Annotated in this window: 15 protein-coding genes and 1 tRNA gene; 10 read left to right on the top strand and 6 right to left on the bottom strand. The window is 55.2% G+C overall.

Annotated elements, in window-relative coordinates; all coding sequences use genetic code 11:
- Positions 1-131: 131 nt before the first annotated feature.
- On the top strand, positions 132-2,108 hold the full coding sequence (locus SH248x_RS21375; protein WP_459556362.1) for a protein kinase domain-containing protein: 1,977 nt from the start codon (positions 132-134) through the stop codon (positions 2,106-2,108).
- Between the two features lie 472 nt (positions 2,109-2,580).
- Here the strand turns inward: SH248x_RS21375 and SH248x_RS21380 are convergent, their stop codons facing one another.
- The gene (locus SH248x_RS21380) at positions 2,581-2,907 is read right to left on the bottom strand and encodes a tetratricopeptide repeat protein (RefSeq protein WP_459556363.1); all 327 of its coding nucleotides are present in this window, start codon (positions 2,905-2,907) and stop codon (positions 2,581-2,583) included.
- A gap of 272 nt (positions 2,908-3,179) precedes the next feature.
- Here SH248x_RS21380 and SH248x_RS21385 point away from each other — a divergent pair, with 272 nt between their 5' ends.
- From SH248x_RS21385 to SH248x_RS21425, 9 genes are all read left to right on the top strand, one after another.
- On the top strand, positions 3,180-4,940 hold the full coding sequence (locus SH248x_RS21385) for an ArnT family glycosyltransferase (RefSeq protein WP_459556364.1): 1,761 nt from the start codon (positions 3,180-3,182) through the stop codon (positions 4,938-4,940).
- A 415-nt stretch (positions 4,941-5,355) separates the two neighbouring features.
- A complete protein-coding gene (locus tag SH248x_RS21390) occupies positions 5,356-6,510 on the top strand; it encodes a ParB/RepB/Spo0J family partition protein (RefSeq protein ID WP_459556365.1) in 1,155 nt (384 codons plus the stop codon).
- A 275-nt stretch (positions 6,511-6,785) separates the two neighbouring features.
- Positions 6,786-6,860 (top strand) — tRNA-Pro (locus tag SH248x_RS21395).
- A gap of 131 nt (positions 6,861-6,991) precedes the next feature.
- A complete protein-coding gene (locus SH248x_RS21400; protein ID WP_459556366.1) occupies positions 6,992-7,357 on the top strand; it encodes a four helix bundle protein in 366 nt (121 codons plus the stop codon).
- 86 nt (positions 7,358-7,443) lie between these two features.
- Positions 7,444-9,762 carry a hypothetical protein gene (locus SH248x_RS21405; protein WP_459556367.1) on the top strand — a complete coding sequence of 773 codons (2,319 nt, stop codon included), beginning with the start codon at positions 7,444-7,446 and terminating at the stop codon, positions 9,760-9,762.
- A 371-nt stretch (positions 9,763-10,133) separates the two neighbouring features.
- Positions 10,134-11,039 carry a 4-hydroxybenzoate octaprenyltransferase gene (locus tag SH248x_RS21410; RefSeq protein WP_459556368.1) on the top strand — a complete coding sequence of 302 codons (906 nt, stop codon included), beginning with the start codon at positions 10,134-10,136 and terminating at the stop codon, positions 11,037-11,039.
- A 5-nt stretch (positions 11,040-11,044) separates the two neighbouring features.
- Positions 11,045-12,172 carry an aminofutalosine synthase MqnE gene (gene mqnE, locus SH248x_RS21415; protein ID WP_459556369.1) on the top strand — a complete coding sequence of 376 codons (1,128 nt, stop codon included), beginning with the start codon at positions 11,045-11,047 and terminating at the stop codon, positions 12,170-12,172.
- A 194-nt stretch (positions 12,173-12,366) separates the two neighbouring features.
- Complete coding sequence (locus SH248x_RS21420) at positions 12,367-12,765, top strand: VOC family protein (RefSeq protein WP_459556370.1); 399 nt, start codon at positions 12,367-12,369, stop codon at positions 12,763-12,765.
- A gap of 405 nt (positions 12,766-13,170) precedes the next feature.
- On the top strand, positions 13,171-13,353 hold the full coding sequence (locus tag SH248x_RS21425) for a hypothetical protein (protein WP_459556371.1): 183 nt from the start codon (positions 13,171-13,173) through the stop codon (positions 13,351-13,353).
- A 281-nt stretch (positions 13,354-13,634) separates the two neighbouring features.
- Here the strand turns inward: SH248x_RS21425 and SH248x_RS21430 are convergent, their stop codons facing one another.
- The 5 genes from SH248x_RS21430 to tig all read right to left on the bottom strand — a co-directional run bounded on the left by SH248x_RS21430 (position 13,635) and on the right by tig (position 18,049).
- Positions 13,635-14,534 (bottom strand): hypothetical protein, encoded by a 900-nt coding sequence (locus tag SH248x_RS21430; RefSeq protein ID WP_459556372.1) that lies wholly within the window; start codon positions 14,532-14,534, stop codon positions 13,635-13,637.
- Positions 14,510-14,668 carry a hypothetical protein gene (locus tag SH248x_RS21435; protein WP_459556373.1) on the bottom strand — a complete coding sequence of 53 codons (159 nt, stop codon included), beginning with the start codon at positions 14,666-14,668 and terminating at the stop codon, positions 14,510-14,512. Before SH248x_RS21435 ends, SH248x_RS21430 begins: the two co-directional genes overlap by 25 nt.
- A gap of 143 nt (positions 14,669-14,811) precedes the next feature.
- Complete coding sequence (gene clpP, locus SH248x_RS21440; RefSeq protein WP_459556374.1) at positions 14,812-15,417, bottom strand: ATP-dependent Clp protease proteolytic subunit; 606 nt, start codon at positions 15,415-15,417, stop codon at positions 14,812-14,814.
- Between the two features lie 69 nt (positions 15,418-15,486).
- Positions 15,487-16,146, bottom strand: a complete 660-nt coding sequence (locus tag SH248x_RS21445; protein ID WP_459558632.1) for a ClpP family protease — start codon at positions 16,144-16,146, stop codon at positions 15,487-15,489.
- Between the two features lie 436 nt (positions 16,147-16,582).
- Positions 16,583-18,049: a trigger factor gene (tig, locus tag SH248x_RS21450; RefSeq protein ID WP_459556375.1), complete on the bottom strand. Its 1,467-nt coding sequence runs from the start codon at positions 18,047-18,049 to the stop codon at positions 16,583-16,585.
- Between the last annotated feature and the right edge of the window lie 149 nt (positions 18,050-18,198).

An 18,198-nucleotide genomic window follows, 5' to 3' on the forward strand; every position in this document is an offset into this window, starting at 1 on the left:
CACGCTTGGAAAGCAGGTCATAACGGAAACGCCATTGCCTCGATCGGCGTCCCAGGTTGAACGCTTTCTCCCTTGCAGTCCCCCTTTTGTGAATGATGGTCACGCGAAACGTGTGATCGGAGAACACATCGATGATCAACTGGTCTGAAGTCCGAAGAAGCTTTCTGCCAGAGACAACGGAATCCATCGTTCCTCCCGAGCTCGAACTGCCGGTCTTCCCGCAGGTTGTCACGGAGTTCGTTCGACGTACGGAAGATCCAAACTGCGATCTGAAGGTCATCGCGCAGTCCATCGAAGTCGATTCGAAGCTCACCTGCGAACTTCTCAGACACGTCAACTCCGCCTCCATCGGCCGGCGACACAAAGCCACGAGCGCCGTCCAGGCCATCACGACTCTGGGCATCCGACGATCAAAACTCTTCCTGCTCACCGCCGCCGTCCAGAACACCGTCAACACGGTCAAATCGCGCGTCATTGACCTCAATGAATTCTGGTGCATCAACCTCGAACGAGCCCTCTTCGCCCGCGAAGTCGCCAAGCGCATGGGAACCGATGCCGACATCGCCTACACCGGCGCGATGCTCCAGGACTTCCTGCTGCCGGCGCTGACCAACCGCTTTCAAAAGATCTATTTCGAATTCATGGAAGGTCGTTCGCATGAGTCACCGGAACTGATCCACTTCGAACGTGCCCGCTTCACCTGCGACCACGCCCTCGCCGCCGGTGCCTGTACGTTGCAGTGGTCATTCCCAGACGAACTGACCTGCGGCATCCTCCTGCACCACTTGACCGACGAAGAGCTGCACGAGAAAGGCCTCTACGAAACAGCCGTCAGTGCCGTCGCTGCCTCCGCCTGGATTCCCGATTCGCTCAACCAGATCCCCAAAGGGATCGCGCGTCTTCTCGAACGCGAAAAACAAGACGACCGTTTCAACTTGCTCGACATCGCTGAAGAGGTCGACAAGCAGTTCGAAGAACTCGGCTCACACGTCTCGATGCGTGAACCACTCCTGGACCGCATGGACGAAAACATGACCCGCTATCTGCAACAACAGATCCGCGGAGCCGTCAGTGTGTCGAGAGAAGTTGGCAACTATACCCTCGAAGAAAAAATCGGGGAAGGGGCGATGGGCGTCGTCTATAAAGCACGTCACAGAATGCTCAAAAGACCCGCAGCAGTCAAAGTGGTCAACAAGAATATCGTCGACGACAAAATCATCGAGCTGTTTCAGCATGAAGTCCAGATGACCAGCCAGCTGCAGCACCCGAACACGATCGCGATTTACGATTACGGTCGCACACCAGACGGGTTGTTCTACTACGCCATGGAATTCCTCGACGGCATTACGCTCAAAGAGCTCGTCAAGTTGTACGGTCCTCAGCCGATGGGACGCGTCATCCAGATCCTCATTCAGGTCTGCGGGTCGCTTGATGAAGCTCACCAGATGGGCGTCATTCACCGTGATATCAAACCCGAAAACATCATGCTGACGACTCGCGCCGGCACACACGACTTCGGCAAGGTTCTCGATTTCGGACTGCTCCAGATCTACAAGCAGTCAGACTCTCTGTGCGTCGACGAGAACGCACCGAAGCAAAAAGGTCTCTGCGGAACTCCGATGTACCTTTCACCGGAAGCCATCGACACTCCTGACAATGTCGACCACCGTGTCGATATCTATGCCCTCGGAGCAACTGCCTATTACCTGCTCACCGGCCAGACCCTTTACACCGGTAACAGCGTCATCGACATCTGTCTTCAGCAGGTCACCAAGACGCCGATCACTCCTTCGAAGCGTCTCGGGCAGCCGATTGACGCGGACCTCGAAGACCTGGTTATGAAGTGTCTCAACAAGAAAGTTGAAGACCGCCCGGAGTCAGTTCGAGAACTGGCGATCGCGCTGTCAGGCTGTCAGTCTGCTCGCAGCTGGACAACCACCGATGCCAGAAACTGGTGGGCACTTTACATGGCCCATCGCACAAGTGGCCAGCTCGGCGTGGAACCAACAACAGCAAGCGAGCATTCAACACCAACGCTGACCCTGGAATTCGACAGCTCCGTCGGCGAAGGCTCTCGTCTGGGTGAAAAGACGCACATTCCAGCCTGAAGCAAGCAGTCTGGCAGTCTCTCATGCTTGTAGCTTTAAGCAGGCGTCTTCCGGAATAAGACTGGAACGCAGAGATCACTGAGTAAAGCAGAGACCGCGGAGGCAGAAAATCGAATTTGGAGCAACGTCAGAAAAGTCACTAAGTAAGCGAATACGAGTCCCGCTTTAAACCAGCATGGTCACAACAGACGTGCCATGCTCACAGCTTTTGGGTGAGCATGTTGCGTCGTTTGACGATGGAACGCTCAGAACATGCTTGCTCAAAGCCGCAAGCATGGCACGCTGAGAAGATATCGCGCTGAATCAAGTGGCGAGCGGTATAAGGCGCAAAGAATAAGGTTTTGATTTCTCTGCGACCTCTGATCCCCTCCGCGATCTCTGCGTTCCAGTCTCCCCGAATCCATCAAACCATAAAAAGCACGGGATCGATTCCCGTGCTTTTCGTGTTTTCAGCGATGCCTTGAGAAGGCGATCAGTGCTGCATGTTTCTTGATTGCGCCATTGCGTCTTCGGCTTCGCGGATCAAGCCGCAGCGTTGGCAGATGACCGACAGCTGGGTGTAAGAAAACGGATCTTCCGGCTCGAGCTCGACGACTTTCTTCGCGTGAGCAACCGCGTCTTCTTTCTGACCAAGCTTCTGCAGGTTGACCGCCAGCGCCGAGTGAGTCAGCACATGGTTCGGCGACGTGACAATGATTTCTCTAAGCTTCTTGACTGCCCCTTCCAGATCGCCTTGTTCCTTCAAAGACGTTGCTTCGTCGTACATCTGGTCTGGGTTTGGAAAGGCTTGTTCGGGCATGAATACATCCGCGGGGAGGGTTGAGGTGGGCGAGACGCGATGGTTTTGGTCATCTTAATAGTGAGCCATGTCAAGTTCCAGTCCCTGTATTCCAGAACATGCAGTTTCGATGAAGATTGCAGGGCAAATTGGACTTGTCTCGGATTCGATCTCGCGGTCGACACTTTCTCTTTTTGACGGCAGCAAATGGGTTGGCTGATCATCGACCATCTTGGTAATCTCGCTGAGACTGAATGTCATGAAACTCGTCGCATCGCTCGTGGGAATATCTGGTGTCGCCAACGCAACGCATCACTAAAGTTGAATGGGTCTTTGTCCTCGTCGCGACACTCCTTGGACTCGGATTACGATTCTGGCATCTCGACCGGCTCGCCGTCGAGCACTTCGACGAAGGAGTCTATGCATCCAACCTCTTCTTCACCGAACGCGACAACTTCCGCTACCCCAATCAGCACCTTTACGCCCCTCCCCTGGTTCCAGGTTTAATCGAGTGGTCGATGACGTTCCTCGGCATGGAACCCTGGGTCCCGATGATCCCGGGAATCCTCCTCGGAGCGGCGACCGTCCCGCTGCTCTGGTGGATGCTGCGAGGCCTCGCCGGTCCGCTTGCCGCAATGCTCGCCTGCTGGCTGCTCGCCACCAACGAGTATCACATTTTCTATTCCCGCACTGCGCTGACCGAACCGGTCCTGGGTTTCTTCTGGGTACTCGCGCTCGGACTCGGAGCGAGAGCCTTGCTGGTTCCTCTCGCTGACAATCCTCGTCGCGCCTACACCCTGGCCGCGCTCGCCGGTCTCACCTGCGGCCTCTGCTGGTGGACCAAGTACAACGGCTGGCTGACCGCGTTTCTATTAACCGCGACCGCGGCTCTTCAGTGGCTGATCATGGAGAGAACCAGCAGCCGCCTCAAACAGAATCTGATCCTAGTCGGTATCACGCTGGGCGTGACCGTCCTGGTTTACGCCCCCTACATCTGGAGCCTGCAACCCACCGGCGGGTACCTTGCGGTGTCCGCGAATCACCGTCAGTACTTTCAGGGGATGGGATCGTGGTGGAAGAACTTAGATTTGCAGTTCTCGGATCTTGACATCTTGCAAAAAAACATGACAGGCGGGCTCGGAGCACTTTCTGTTTTTGGAATTCTCTATTGGTTCAAACATCAAACGGAAATCAGTGACCAGCCGCAAGAGGGGCGACCTTCTGATCGAAAATGTCTTGAGTCAGAATGGTTAATTCTTTGTGTTTTAACCACGATCTTTTTCTCAAGCGCGTCGATATTCGGTCTCGCGCTGTTATCGGGATGGTGCATCTATGAATGTTGTGCCTCGCGAAAATCGTTCATGCAAACTGCACCTTTGGCGATTGTGTTGTCCATGCTTTGGGTGGGAATGCTGATCATCCTCATTCCACTTTACTATCCATACCCACGCTTGTTGATGCCAGCGATGATTGGCTGCATTTTGTCATATGCACTTTTGACGAATCTCCACGCACACAGAAGTCTCACGTGGTGGAAAGAGAACCCCAACGACAAGCAGCTGAAGAAAAGCGAACAGACCAGAACGCAAATTTGGATTTGGTATCGCCTGGTGATCCTATATGGTTTGATCGGAATGCTGACAGTGGGAACACGCATCTACGAACCCCGAAACGGACTCGCCAACAGTGTTTCCGAAGTCGCCAAAACTGTCATCCCCAACGGCGATCCCAACGCCCCCGTCATCGTCTACGTCTACGGCGAACCCGCCGTCTATTGGCATCTCTCTCGTCAGCAGGTCCTCGCAGGGCCGGTCAGTGATCTTGAATTCGCTAGCTCCGAAACGCGTCCGTCAGGCGTGTCGCTGTATCTGGTGACTGGTCCTCATGCTGGTCAGACACCTGCATTCGCAACCCAGATGGAAGCCAGGAAGGATCTCTTCGATGAGGTCGGCAAGTTCGACTACGAACCAAGCCTGCTGATCAAAATGGACGAAGTCGGCGGCGATCCCAAGGCTAAGAAGGTTGAGACCTTGACCCTCTGGAAGGTGAAGTAAAGGCGAGCGGGGGGTGTCAACCCCCTGTCTTATTGACTCGCAATGCAGAGAACGGTTACGAATCGTTTGAATCGACTTGAGGCGTCTCGCTTTTGATGCTGTCAACGCGAACGTGATCAATTCGTTTTTAAGACAGGGGGTTCACACCCCCCGCTCGCCGTTCTGAATTTTTAGACTGGCCTTCTGCTGTTTGAAAACCCATTTCGCGTTGTAAATGTTGCCCGTTTCACGTGAAACTTGAACGGTGAGGGCAACCTGTCTTGATGGGTTTTCCAGGTTGGTTTAGAACGCGGGACGTTTCAGACGCATGACCCCGATGACCCGCTCGCCATCAAGGCGGTGGGGTTGGGGAGCTTCCCGAATGACCTTGGTGATTTGCGCGCCATCGTCAAACTTGCCTTACGGAGTTGTCACGATGACTGACGGTCACCATCACGATCACAACCAGCAGAATCATGAGAACAACGATCAGTCCCACGGACACCATGAGCATCACCACGACGGACAGCATCACGAACACGGTCACCACGAACAGAATCACGAACAGCATCATGGTGATCACCACCATGGCGGACATCATCAGCAGGACGGACAGAGTATGAGCGAACAACAGCCAGCCGAACAGCAGCCCGTCGAAGAGCAGGTCGTCGCACGTCGTCGTCTCGGACGAGGATTGGGCGCACTGCTGGGCGGGGCGGGTCCCACCAACGAACCAATGGAAGAGGCCGTCGCTGAGGTCGAGAAATCAACCGAAGTCAAACTGCAGCTGCGCGAACTCGCCATCGCCAGCATTCGACGAAATCCAAACCAGCCGCGTAAGGACTTCGATACGACTTCGATCAAAGAGCTTGCCAACAGCATCAAGGAACACGGCGTCCTTCAGCCGATCATCGTGCGCGAGTTCGATGGGACATCATTCCAGATCGTCGCCGGTGAGCGTCGCTGGCTGGCCTGTCAGCAGATTGGTCGCGAGACGATTCCGTGTCGCGTGGTCGATGTCATCGACAAGACCGCCTGCGAATATGCGTTCGAAGAAAACCTGAAGCGTCAGGACCTCTCCGATCTCGAGAAGGCCCAGGCGTTCAAGGACTACATGAACCTGTTCGACTCGACCGTCGAAGAACTCGCCCGACAGCTGAGCATGAGCCGCTCTGCGGTGAGCAACACGATGCGTCTGCTCGACCTGCCAGTCCCGGTCAAGACGATGATGCAGAAAGGCGAACTGACTGCAGGACATGCCCGCGCGATCCTGGCCCTCAAGCCGGAGATGCAGCAGAAGATGGCTGAGAAGGTCGTCAAGCAGGCGCTGACCGTTCGCAAGACCGAAGAGGAAGTTCGCAAGATCGTCAAACCGGAGAGCAAGGAAATCAAGCTCGCCGAGAACACCGAACCGACGAGCGATCCTCACCTGGCTTCCCTGGAGTCTCAGCTGCGAGAAATGGTCGGCGCGAAAGTCGAGATCAAGCTGTCTGGCAAAGACGTCGGCAAGATCATCATCCACTTCGAGAACAACGACGAGTTCGAAGGCATCCTGGGACGCCTGCGGGATCGATTATCAAACGCGGCGTGAACCTGGTGCGCTGTTGAGTTGTCAATTTCTCAGTTGGCAAGATCCAGAAGGTTCACCACAGAGAACACGCAGGAGCACAGAGTCACACAGGGGAAGAAGTAAGTTCCTGTTTTCTCTGTGAGACCCTGCGACCTCCATGGTAGAATCTGCAGTCGTTCCACGTGAAACGTCAATCTGTCGTAGGCTGATTTTCAGACAAAACGACAAACTTTGTTCGTACTAGCCACGTTCGATTGACGAGGTCAAAAAGACCGTCTAGGATACGCAGACAACGACGGGGCGTAGCTCAGCTTGGCTAGAGCGCCTGCTTTGGGAGCAGGAAGTCGCACGTTCAAATCGTGTCGCCCCGACTTTTGGTTCCACCAAAAGTAGAGTGGAGAGCAGAGTAAGTAGAAAGTAGAGCGGCGGAGACGACCTGCAGTTAGCTGACGATCTCTCCACGGTCTACTTTCTACTCTCTCCTTTCCTTCTTGATGCTCTCATGGCATTTGCTTTCGAGAAACTGCTCGTCTACCAGAAGTCGATCGACTTCGCTGACGAAATTTGTGCTAAAACAGAGCAGTTCAATCGCGGTTACGGCTTTCTTGTTAACCAGCTCAATCGCGATTCGCTTTCAATCGCAGCCAATATCGCAGAGGGAAATGGTCGATTCACCAAAGCTGATCGAAGGAACTTCTTCGGTATCGCGCGTGGATCAGTCCAGGAATGCGTCCCTTTACTTGAACTCGCCTTTCGGCGAAACCTCATTGACGAGCATCTCCATCGTCAGCTTAAAGAGCAACTTGAAGAAATTGCCCGTATGCTATCAGGGCTGATCAACGGACTCGAAAATCGATCTTCTCCGTAAAAACTTTAAAATCTCGTACGAAACCGGCAGTCACTTCCCCACTAATCCCTCGTCGGATTTTGTGAACACAACGGGGAAGACTGACCATGCGATTGACACTGCGAACACTGCTGGCGTATCTGGATGACGTGTTGGGGCCCGATCAGACGCGCGAGATCGGGGCGAAGGTTGATGAGAGTAATGTCGCCAAGTCGCTGATGGCCCGCTTGAAAGAAGTTATCCGTAAGCGACGAGTGCTGGCGCCTGCTGTAGATACTCGCGATGAGTTCTCGGACGCCAATGCCATTTCTCAGTACCTCGACAACACGCTTCCCAGTGAGAAGATCGCCAACGTCGAGAAGCGGGCCCTGGAGTCGGATGAGGTTCTTGCAGAGGTGGCTTCCTGTCACCAGATCCTGACGCTTGTTCTGGGCAACCCGGCTCACGTCTCGGAACAGACCCGAAACAAAATGTACGCGCTGGTCGACTCGAAGGTTCCCAAAGCAGTCCCTGCTCCGACAGCCGGTGCCAGTCAACCTGCAGCAGCGGCAGCAGTGCCAGTCTCGTCCGCCAAACGCCCCTCCGCATCAGAACTGGAAGCGATCGGGGCTGGTAGTGGCTTTTACCGGATGGCGGAACTGCTGGGCGATCCGATCGACACCGGACCCCACGAGGTCCCTCAGTATTTGAAGAAGTCGAACAACCGGGGCAACGTCCTGATCGGGCTGGGCGTCGCGGCGTTGCTGTTGATCTGGGTCGCCTCCATTGCTGGCGATCCGGCGCTCGACTGGTTCAAAAAGAACACCACGACGCTCGCCAGTAACGATCAGCCAGGCGAAGCGGCTGCTCCTGCGACAGGTGACAAGAAGCCTGCTCCCGTTCTTCCTCCCCCGAAGGAACCAACCTCCACCATCGTCGCCACCGATCCGAAGGCTTCGAGTGTCGCCGACATGACCCCTGTCGCGATCGTCGAGACGCCGCTTTCTGTTCCTGGAACATCAACCACCGTCGAGATGACCAATGTCATTTCTGTCCCCTCGACATCGACTGGCCCTGCCGTCGCGATGAACGATCCGAATATGGCGGCTCCGAAAATCGAAACGCCCGCTCCGACCATACCTCCTGGTGTTCCGGAAAGCCCGCCGGCTGACCCGAACCGTCCACTAGCCCGATACACCTTCGTCTCCAGCGAGGAGTTACTCCTCTGCCAGATGAATATCGATGGATCCCCAGTGTGGCAGGTCATGCCCGCTGGAGCCGTTCTGCAGGAAGGTCAGATGATCGCGGTTCCGAAACCATTCCGCGCGGAGTTGGTTGGTCCCGATCCGCTCGCCGGAGTCACCCTCGATGGTGCGTCCCTTCTGACCTTGAATGGGACTGCGGACCAGACTTCCCTCTCGATGACACTCACACAAGGCCGGCTGATTTTCTCTCACAAGGGAACGGCGGAAGCGGACAAACCATCGAAGCCGGTTCGCATCGGCATCGCGATGCAGAAGGATAATTGGACGATCGAGCTGATCGAGCCGGGCACGGTCTGCGGCGTGGAGATGGTTCCCCGCTCGCCTGTTTCATTCGAAGAAGACTTCCGAGGCGTCGGCTATTATGCGCGGGTGATCCTCAAGAGCGGTAAGGTGCGAGTCCTGTCCGGCGATGAGCCGGTCGCGATCATTGAGGGGGGAACCTCGGTCATCAAGACTTGGGAAGGTGCCGACAAGCCGAGCTTGTCGCAGGTCGTGGGCAACATGCTCGGACTGGTGGCTGACGGAAGCTGGGTCGATGAAAGTATCGATCGACGCACTCAGACACAGCGTAGCTACGCGACTCGCTACTTCCGCTCCTTCACTCCCAACACCGATGCGACGAACACTCTCACCGGCATCGCGACTGATCGCGACGCTCGGATGTCAGAGTACGCAACATTGACCCTGGGACTGACTCGGAACACACGGGAACTCGTCAACATACTCGCCAACGGCACTCACCAGGAAGCCAGAGAAGATGCCATCGGCTGCCTGCGATTGTGGATGAATGAGAACATTGTCAATCGACTCGAGCTGAAGGAAGACCTTGCGGACTACTTCCCTGAAGGGACAGCCGACATTGTCTACCGCCTTCTCTGGGGTGTCTCGAAACAGGAAGCGTCCAGCTCGATCACGTCTCGTCAGCTCATCGAACTTCTGGGGCATGAAAACGTCGCGGTGCGTCACCTGGTCATCGATCAGCTGAAGAACCTCACGGGTAAGAACTATGAGTACCGAGCCGAGGACTCAAAAGCACTGCGTGAGAAGTCCGTCGCCCGCTGGATTGAGCACCTGATGAAAGAAGGCGCGATCCTGACCATTCCAAAGGACTCGACATCGGCTCCAGTCATTTCGACCCCGGTTGGATCCGCCCCTGCGACACCTGCCCCGGAAGCACCGTAGTTGCAGGGTGCCACTGGCTGTGCCAGTGCCGAATGCTGATCGACAGTGTTATAAACTGGACAGTCGGATGCCGGAGTCGGCGGTAAAGAATGTTGCTGGCTTCCAAAGATTGAGGACCACTTGAGCTGCAGAACACTGGCACAGCCAGTGGCACCCATGAATTGACAGGCTCGACATGTGGCGCAGCCGTGCCACACACGGAATGCACGTCTCCAGTGTTATCGAACTCGACTGTTTCGCGGTTAGTAGAGACAGCCGCGAGCTGGCTCTCGCGATCGAGTTGACAGTTCGCGCCGATCTTTCGATCCACTAAACTCAAACGTGAGCACCCCGCCGGGGTTCGCGAGACTCCTCTAACCCAGACCGTATCCGTGACCACAGCCGCAGTTCCACCCGTTGAAAAGAAGACCTCCCTCGTCGGACACTTTCTGAGTCTGGTGAGGTTTTCGCACACGGTCTTCGCGTTGCCGTTCGCGCTGCTGTCGGCGATCCTGGCGTGGTATCAACGTGGATCGTTTCGCTGGCAGGAACTGGTTGGCATTCTGGTCGCAATGGTCTGTGCCCGCTCCGCGGCGATGGCGTTCAACCGCCTGGTCGATCGGAAGTACGATGCCGACAATCCTCGCACCCAAGGGCGTCACATTCCGGCCGGTATACTGTCTGTCGGGCAAGTGACCTTATTTCTGGTTCTCTGCTCGGCTGGCTTCATTGCGAGTACGCTGCTCTTTCTGCCCAACCGCTGGCCGTTGATTCTTTCGGTTCCAGTTCTGCTTTTCCTGCTCAGCTATTCGTACATCAAACGCTTCAGCATGTGGTGTCACTATTGGCTGGCGGCGGCATTGATGCTGTCGCCGATCGCGGCCTGGATCGCGATCATGGGAAGCCTCGCCTGGCCGCCGGTGATTCTGTCGGCTGTTATCTTTTTCTGGGTCGGCGGGTTCGACATCCTGTACGCCTGCCAGGACTACGAGTACGACAAGCAAGCCGGCCTGTTCAGTATCCCCACCCGATTGGGGGTTCCCAGCGCGTTGCGGATCTCGATGGCGAGCCATTTTCTGATGCTGGCCTGTTTAGGCCTGTTTTGGTTCGTCGGCGATTTCGGTATAGTCTTTATGGCGGGTATGGTCCTGTTTGCGGGGCTGCTTGTTTACCAGCATACACTCGTGCGTGAAGACGATCTGTCCCGCGTCAACCTGGCCTTTTTTCATACCAACGCAGTCCTGAGCATCGGCATCTTTCTCGTCGGTGCGCTCGACCTGCTCTTGAGATCGATTTGAAACGTATGAATCCCACGCTGAATACGATCACTGAAAAAATTCGAAGCGGCCAACGTGTCTCTGTCGAGGAAGGCATCTTCCTGGATGAGCAGGCTGACCTGTTGACCCTTGGGCGTCTGGCCAACGAAATTCGTGAACGCAAAAACGGCAACGACGCCTTCTACAACACCAACATCCACCTGAACCCGACCAACGTCTGTGTCTACCGCTGTCGGTTTTGCGCGTTCCGTTCGGATCTGAAAAGTGAGAAGGCGTATGTCTTCACAGACGACATGGTTCGTGCCCGGGTCGCGGAAGCAACCGCTGCGGGGGCGACGGAGATCCACGTCGTCGGCGGGCTGCACCACCAGAAGAAGTTTGACTGGTACGTCAACATTGTCCGTGTCATTCGCGAATCCGATCCGAAGATCCACATCAAGGCCTGGACCCCGGTCGAGATTCACTGGTTCTCTCACCTGACGAAAAAGCCGTATGAGTGGGTTTTCAAAGAGCTGATCGATGCCGGGATGGGAAGCATGCCAGGGGGCGGTGCTGAGATCTTTGATGAGGAAGTCCGCAGTCAGATTTGCGAACATAAAGCCGACTCGAGCAAATGGCTCGACATCCACCGCGTTGCCCACCAGATGGGACTGCGTTCGAATGCGACCATGCTCTATGGCCACCTCGAATCGGCCCGGCACCGAGCGGATCACCTGAACCGCCTGCGTGAACTCCAGGATGAAACCGGCGGATTTCAGACGTTCATCCCGCTCGCGTTCCACCCTGATCACACGGGACTCGATTACATTCCTAAGCCGACAGGTCAGATGGACCTGAGGATGGTCGCGCTGTCGAGAATCATGCTCGACAACTTCGACCATATCAAAGCCTACTGGATCATGCTCGGCGAGCAGATCGCTCAGACCGCGCTAAGTTTTGGAGCAGACGATGTCGATGGGACCGTCGTCCACGAGATCATCTACCACGACGCCGGAGCCAAAACGCCAGAAGGGCTGACCGTCACCCAGTTGCACCGAATGATCCGCGAAGCGGGTCGCAACCCGGTCGAACGGGATACACTTTACCGTCGCGTTCAGCGCGATGGTGCCAACTGGTGGGTCGAGGGACATGCGCCGGAACCGCTGTTGGCATAGAGGAGAAGCTTCAGCCACAGAGTACACAGAGGTCTCAGAGGAGGAATCTTCTCAGGCCGGCTCAGCGACAACGATGTGGTCTTGGGTCAAGTCGGAAAGATTCTGGGAAATCAAATGCACTCCTCCTCATGCTTTCCTCGGTGAACTCTGTGTCCTCTGTGGCAAATCAGGATTAGGAAAATGTCGGATCCACCATGCTCAACGTCAAGACTATCGATCACGTCACGTTCGTCGTTAAGGACCTTGATCGATCGCGCGCGTTTTACGCACAGCTGTTGGGAATGGAGGAAGTCCCACGCCCGGCGTTTGATTTTGGCGGGTTGTGGTTTCAGGCGGGGCCGACGTTGGTGCATCTGATTCTCGAGCATGAGAAATCAGGACCGGCGGGGATTTTCAAGCCGGAGAGTTTTCAATCGAGCCGGACCCATCACGTGGCATTTCAGGTTGAGGATTGTCCCAAGGCTTTTGAGATTGTTCGCCAGCACCCAGGCGCAAAGATCGCGCATTCTCTCAAGCAGCGACCGGATGGGGCGTGGCAATTCTTCCTGGAAGATCCGGACGGGCATGTCATTGAGCTGACCTCTGGTCCGTAAGCCTGCCGCTATTTCACAGTTTGGAACGCGTTTAACCCTTGAATCGGTTAACACGCTGAGGCGAAATGCTTATTCTATGGGGGCAGTTCTCGCTGGAGCAAAGCTCTCGGAATCTTCAGTCGATAACACGCGACAGGCAGACTCGGTCGGTCTCGACGGGGTTTGTCGTGTGGACAAGTGAATACACATCTTTTCCTCGTCCCCTCTAATCAGAATTGATTCACCCGACTTGCCGATGTGGAATCATCACAGGGCGGATTTGAATTGATTTTCCTCTCTCGATCATCAACACTGTCGTCTTCTCATTTTCAGACGCCACGCCATGGCCAGACGGCGGGTTGTCTGGTGACGGCAGATCCCCGAACGACGAGCCAGTGTGACAGCATGATGGGAATCGGACTTGGCATGATCAAACAATTGTTGACCATCTCCATGGCGATCGCAGGACTGATTGCGCTGATGACCATTGCCGACCTTGCAATCGGCATCCCGTTTTCCCGTGCCAGCATCGTGATGGATGTGATGTTTCTGCTGAGCGCGGGCATCGTCATCTACATGGGCATCGATAGCTACAAAGACCTCCGATAGGTCTTCTTCATTTGCGCATGACGAGATGGCCTGGCGCATCTTCGTCGGTCCTTACGCAGTGTCTTCTCGACAGTCACACTGATCAAATTGAGCAGATGTTCAATTTGAGAAATGGGAAAATGACTGGATCGCTCAGAGGAGTCGTGGTCGAAAAGTAACGTTCCTGATTTTGCTGTTCAAGAATTGCTGACGTCTTCGTGACGTTGTGTTGAACCTGGAACTCTTTCTCTGCGTGCTCTGCTCACCTCTGTTGTCTGTGTGTTCCAGTCTTCTTTTCAGTGTTACCGCCAGACGGGGGTCGACTCGTCGGTCCAATTGTCCGAAGTCACGGTTGGCTTTTTCTCCCGGGTTGTTTCTGGCAGTGGCTCGAGTCTGGGTTGGCCTTCGACCGGTTTGAGATCGCCGGGGATATTGGCCCATTCCGGCATGCTGCTGTTCGACTCAGTTTTGAAACTGGCAGGTTCGACTTTGGCGGTTCCGGCTTCGCTTTCCGCAGTCGCCGAGTCGACGACGGCGGTCTTGGGGTTTGGCGTCGTCGTCTGGGCTGAGAGTCCACCCGGGAATGACTCGGTGGCGGTGTTCGTTTTGACGAGCAGCTTCGCTTCCAGGACCTGGCTGGGGCTGGTTGCAAAAAGGAGTTTCAGAGAGATCTGATCCATCTGGGAAAGGTCTGTTGTTGGCTCAACCTGGAAGAGGAAGCCGGATTTTATGAACCCGTCCTGCCAATACTTGATACAGGATTGAGAGGTCAGATCCCATTGCTCAAGGGGGGGTGACGACTCAGACTGATCAGCACGACGGAGCTGGATTGTCACATCCCCCGGCAGCTTGACCGGCTTTTCCAGGCCGTCCTGCGGAGTGAAAAAGAGAACTAACGTCCGCTTGTTGTTGACTCGATTCAGGCCTGTGTAAAGAGGATCGATGACAATCTTTTCGACACGGGATTGAGCAGAGACGAAAGCAGTCGATCCGGGCGAGCTAGCATCCAGGCGTTCCTGCAAAGTCTGATTCTCCTTGCGGGCGTAGGCGAGTTCCTGGAGGTTGGTGCTCAGTTGAGTTTCAAGCATCGCCAGCTGTTCTTCTTGGGCGCGCAAACGCGATTCCAGCAGTTCCTGATGTCCGCGACTGCCGCAGCCCGGCAGGAGGATCATCACAATCAGTAGTCGTAACCAGCCAGCCATCGCTCGTCATCCTTGACGTCAATACGGGCATTGCGCGACGTTCCGACGCGCATGAAAACAGCCACCATGATACGTCGATCATTGGTGGCTGTCGAGATGACATCTTTTAAGCGAGACTGGAACGCAGAGATCACAGAGGAGTGCAGAGCACGCAGAGAAGAATTTGTAGGGTGATGGTGAGGCTTTGCGAACCGCACCAAATACGCTTTCAAAGTTAATTCACTGCTCGAACCCACAATTGGTGCGGTTCGAAGACTCACCGGCACCCTACTACGGATTACTCAGACTTGATCGGCAGGTCGAATTTTTCGAGGACCTTGTCGACGATTCCATAACCCTTGGCTTCGTCGGCGGTCATGAAGTTGTCGCGGTCGGTGTCTTTCTCGATGTCGTCGATCGACTTGCCGGTGTGCTTGGTCATGATCTCGTTCATGCGACGCTTCACTTTGAGAACTTCGCGAGCGTGGATTTCCAGCTCGGTCGCGGTTCCTTCCATGCCGGCCAGAGGCTGGTGGATCATGATGCGGGCGTTGGGCAGTGCGTATCGCTTGCCGGGTGCGCCTGCTGTCAGGAGGACAGCGCCCATGGAAGCGGCCTGGCCGATGCAATAGGTCGCAACGTCGCAGGTGATGAACTGCATCGTGTCATAAATCGCCATCCCGGCGGAGATCGAACCGCCTGGCGAGTTAATGTACATATGGATATCTGCCTTGGGGTCTTCGAACTGCAGGTACAGCAGCTGAGCGACCAGGGCGTTGGCCATCGTGTCGTTGACCTGCGTCCCCAGGAAGATGATGCGGTCTTTGAGGAGACGACTGTAAATATCCATCGCCCGCTCTTCGCGGCCCGATTTTTCGATGACATACGGAATGAGAGTCGACATGGAAAACCTTTATCTGAATGAGCGTTGATGCAAAGTAAAAGAAGGAGTACTCAACGTGTCCGTCGCTGATCAGGTCGCCTTTTGATCGGACTTGATGTCGGTTTCGACGAACTTCTTCTTATGCTGCACCACTTCGTCAACGATGCCGTACTCTTTGGCCTGCATCGCTGTCAGATAGCGGTCGCGTTCCGTGTCTTTGGCGATACGCTCAATCGGCTGGCCAGTGTGTTGCTGGAGAATCGTGTTGAGCAGTTCGCGGGTGTAGATGATTTCGTTGGCCTGGATTTCGATGTCAGAAACCTGGCCGCCGACTTGGCCGTATGGCTGGTGAATCATGACCTTGGAGTTCGGCAGGCAGTATCGCTTGCCTCGGGCACCGCCGGCCAGGAGGATCGCGCCACCACTGGCAGCCAGACCGACGCAGTAGGTCGCGACCGCTGGTTCGAGGAACTGCATCGTGTCATAGATCGCAAGTGTCGCTGTGACCGATCCACCGGGTGAGTTGATGTAGAGGTGGATGTCCTGGTGACGGTTTTCCGACTGCAGGTAAAGAAGTTTCATGACGATCAGGTTGGCGCTGGCGTCATGAATGGGGCCGTCCAGAAAGATGATGCGGTTTTCCAGCAGCAAGTCGCCGATGCCCATTTGACGCTGACGCTGATAGTCGCGTGACTGGTTGTACGTGTCCTGATGTCGCAGGAAGCTTTCGTTCGGGCGATGGTTGAACATTTCCATGGTGCGTTCCATCTAACTTCGAGTGGCAGTGTTCGATTCAATGTCTGTTACAAAACGGCGACGTGTGACCTTCAACCATTGATGTCCATCCCTGGTGGTTGAGTCGGTGCCCTTTCGACATCATAAGAATAGGCTGTCAGGCGAGTGAGGAGAAGTGTTCAGGGACAAGTCATCCGCCAGAAAAAAAATCCCGCCGGGTTTTGCGTCAATGTGACGTCGTCGACATTGCAGTGTGTAGGGTCCGCTGTGCGGACCGTCAATGAGCTTACGGAAGCGAAATGAACTGCTGGCAAAGTGAATGTGTGAGTCGGTCCTGGCAAGTAGCCGAGCGATGTTGGTCATCGATTGACGGTCCGCACAGCGGACCCTACGCGCGCAAAAAAAGGCCTCACGAAATCGTGAGGCCTTTTGATTTTGTGGAGCGAGAATCTTATTCGTCGCCTTCTTCGGTCTCTTCTTCGAACGAAGCGCGTTGATCCTTGGTCGGGACGCAGATCGTTTTGCTGATGGCTTCGACGCGATCGATGTCGGCTGGCTTAGCTGGGGTGTCGTTGAATTTGGCGTTGTCCAGAATCAGGTCAACAGCCAGTCGTTCGCGGATCTGGGCACTCAGGTTTTCGATCATGCCGCTCTTGATCAGACGGGCACGAACCTGACGTGGGCTTTCGCCACGCTGGTAAGCCATCATCTGAATTTCGCGTTCGAGATCTTCCGGAGTCGGCTCGATGTTTTCCGTCGCTGCGATCTTGTCGAGGATGAAGTGCTGCTTGAGGGCTTGACGTGTGATGGTCAAGCTGCGTTGACGGATTTCGTTTTCGCGAGCGGCGATGTCTTTCTGAGAGAAGCCCGACTGGCTCATCTCGAGCATTTCGCGACGCAGTGCGTTTTCCATCTGGCTGCGGACGAGGCCTTCTGGGAGATCCCAGCTGGCTGACTCAGCGAGCTTTTCGAGAACCTGATCGCGGGTGGACTGGCGTTGCTCATAGCCAACCTGACGTTCGAGCATTTCGCGGATCTTGCCCTTGATGTCTTCGACGCTGGGGACGTTGTACATCTCCAGGAAGTCTTCATCGAGCGGCTTGAGATGGGCACGTTTGACGTCGAGAACCGTAAAGACAGCCTTGACAGTTTCGCCACGCATTTCGATGACGTCGGATTCGGTCGAAATCGGGATCGTCGTCTCGCGGACGTCGTCGGCTTTGGCGCCCTTCATCAGCTCATCGAAGCCAGCCAGTTCTGCATCCTGGAAGCGGACGACTGGTCGCAGGCGGACGGTCAGTTCGCTCATTTCGCGGACCAGCTTCTCGCCGAAGTAGAACTTGACGTCGACAACAACATAGTCGCCGGCCTGGGCTGGCTCTTCGACTGGTTGCAGAGTGCCGTGTTGTTCGCGGAGGCGATCGAGGTAGCTGTTGACTTCTTCGTCGTTGATTTCGCGCGTCTGGCGGTTGATTTCCAGACCTTTATATTCGAGCAGTTCGAACGACGGGCGGACTTCGACGTCGAATTCGTATTCCATGTCGCCTTGTTCTGGCAGATCGAGAGTCTCGATGTCCAGGCTTGGCTCGCTGATGGCGTCGATCTTGTTGTCGCGAATGACTTGCTCGAGGCTTTGAACGAGCAGGTCGTGCTTCAGTTGGTTTTGAATTTCTTTTTCGAAGCGTTTCTCGATGATTCGAGTCGGGACTTTACCGGCGCGGAAGCCAGGCAGCTCGGCGCGAGACGTGTAGTTCTCGATCGTCTTTGAGCGGTAATCAGCGATGTCCTGGCCGTCGATGGTGACGGTGATGTGTTGTTTGCAAGGACCGACTTGCTCAACATTGACTTTCAGGTTCAGACCGCCGAGGGCCTCCTCGTCAGTTGTTGTTGCCTCGTCCAGCGTCTGTTCTTGAGTCATGTCTGGTTATCCCGGTGACTATGTCGTATTAATAACTGTATCGTATTCAACCGTGTCGTATTGAACAGTGACTTCGCTTAGAAAAACCGTCGTTATGGGAACGACCCGAATCGTATTTCTGGACGACCTGTTGACTCGATCAAAACGGT

This window comes from Lacunimicrobium album, from assembly GCF_052161635.1.
Lineage (GTDB): Bacteria > Planctomycetota > Planctomycetia > Planctomycetales > Planctomycetaceae > SXPC01.

What these genes read in the sequence shown, in the direction of transcription:
- mqnE (WP_459556369.1), top strand. Translation starts at nt 11,045, where the DNA reads ATGAATCCCACGCTGAATACGATCACTGAAAAAATTCGAAGCGGCCAA.
- SH248x_RS21420 (WP_459556370.1), top strand. Translation starts at nt 12,367, where the DNA reads ATGCTCAACGTCAAGACTATCGATCACGTCACGTTCGTCGTTAAGGAC.
- SH248x_RS21445 (WP_459558632.1), bottom strand. Translation starts at nt 16,146, where the DNA reads ATGTTCAACCATCGCCCGAACGAAAGCTTCCTGCGACATCAGGACACG.
- SH248x_RS21380 (WP_459556363.1), bottom strand. Translation starts at nt 2,907, where the DNA reads ATGCCCGAACAAGCCTTTCCAAACCCAGACCAGATGTACGACGAAGCA.
- tig (WP_459556375.1), bottom strand. Translation starts at nt 18,049, where the DNA reads ATGACTCAAGAACAGACGCTGGACGAGGCAACAACAACTGACGAGGAG.
- SH248x_RS21405 (WP_459556367.1), top strand. Translation starts at nt 7,444, where the DNA reads ATGCGATTGACACTGCGAACACTGCTGGCGTATCTGGATGACGTGTTG.
- SH248x_RS21430 (WP_459556372.1), bottom strand. Translation starts at nt 14,534, where the DNA reads ATGGCTGGCTGGTTACGACTACTGATTGTGATGATCCTCCTGCCGGGC.
- SH248x_RS21375 (WP_459556362.1), top strand. Translation starts at nt 132, where the DNA reads ATGATCAACTGGTCTGAAGTCCGAAGAAGCTTTCTGCCAGAGACAACG.
- SH248x_RS21425 (WP_459556371.1), top strand. Translation starts at nt 13,171, where the DNA reads ATGATCAAACAATTGTTGACCATCTCCATGGCGATCGCAGGACTGATT.
- SH248x_RS21400 (WP_459556366.1), top strand. Translation starts at nt 6,992, where the DNA reads ATGGCATTTGCTTTCGAGAAACTGCTCGTCTACCAGAAGTCGATCGAC.
- clpP (WP_459556374.1), bottom strand. Translation starts at nt 15,417, where the DNA reads ATGTCGACTCTCATTCCGTATGTCATCGAAAAATCGGGCCGCGAAGAG.
- SH248x_RS21390 (WP_459556365.1), top strand. Translation starts at nt 5,356, where the DNA reads ATGACTGACGGTCACCATCACGATCACAACCAGCAGAATCATGAGAAC.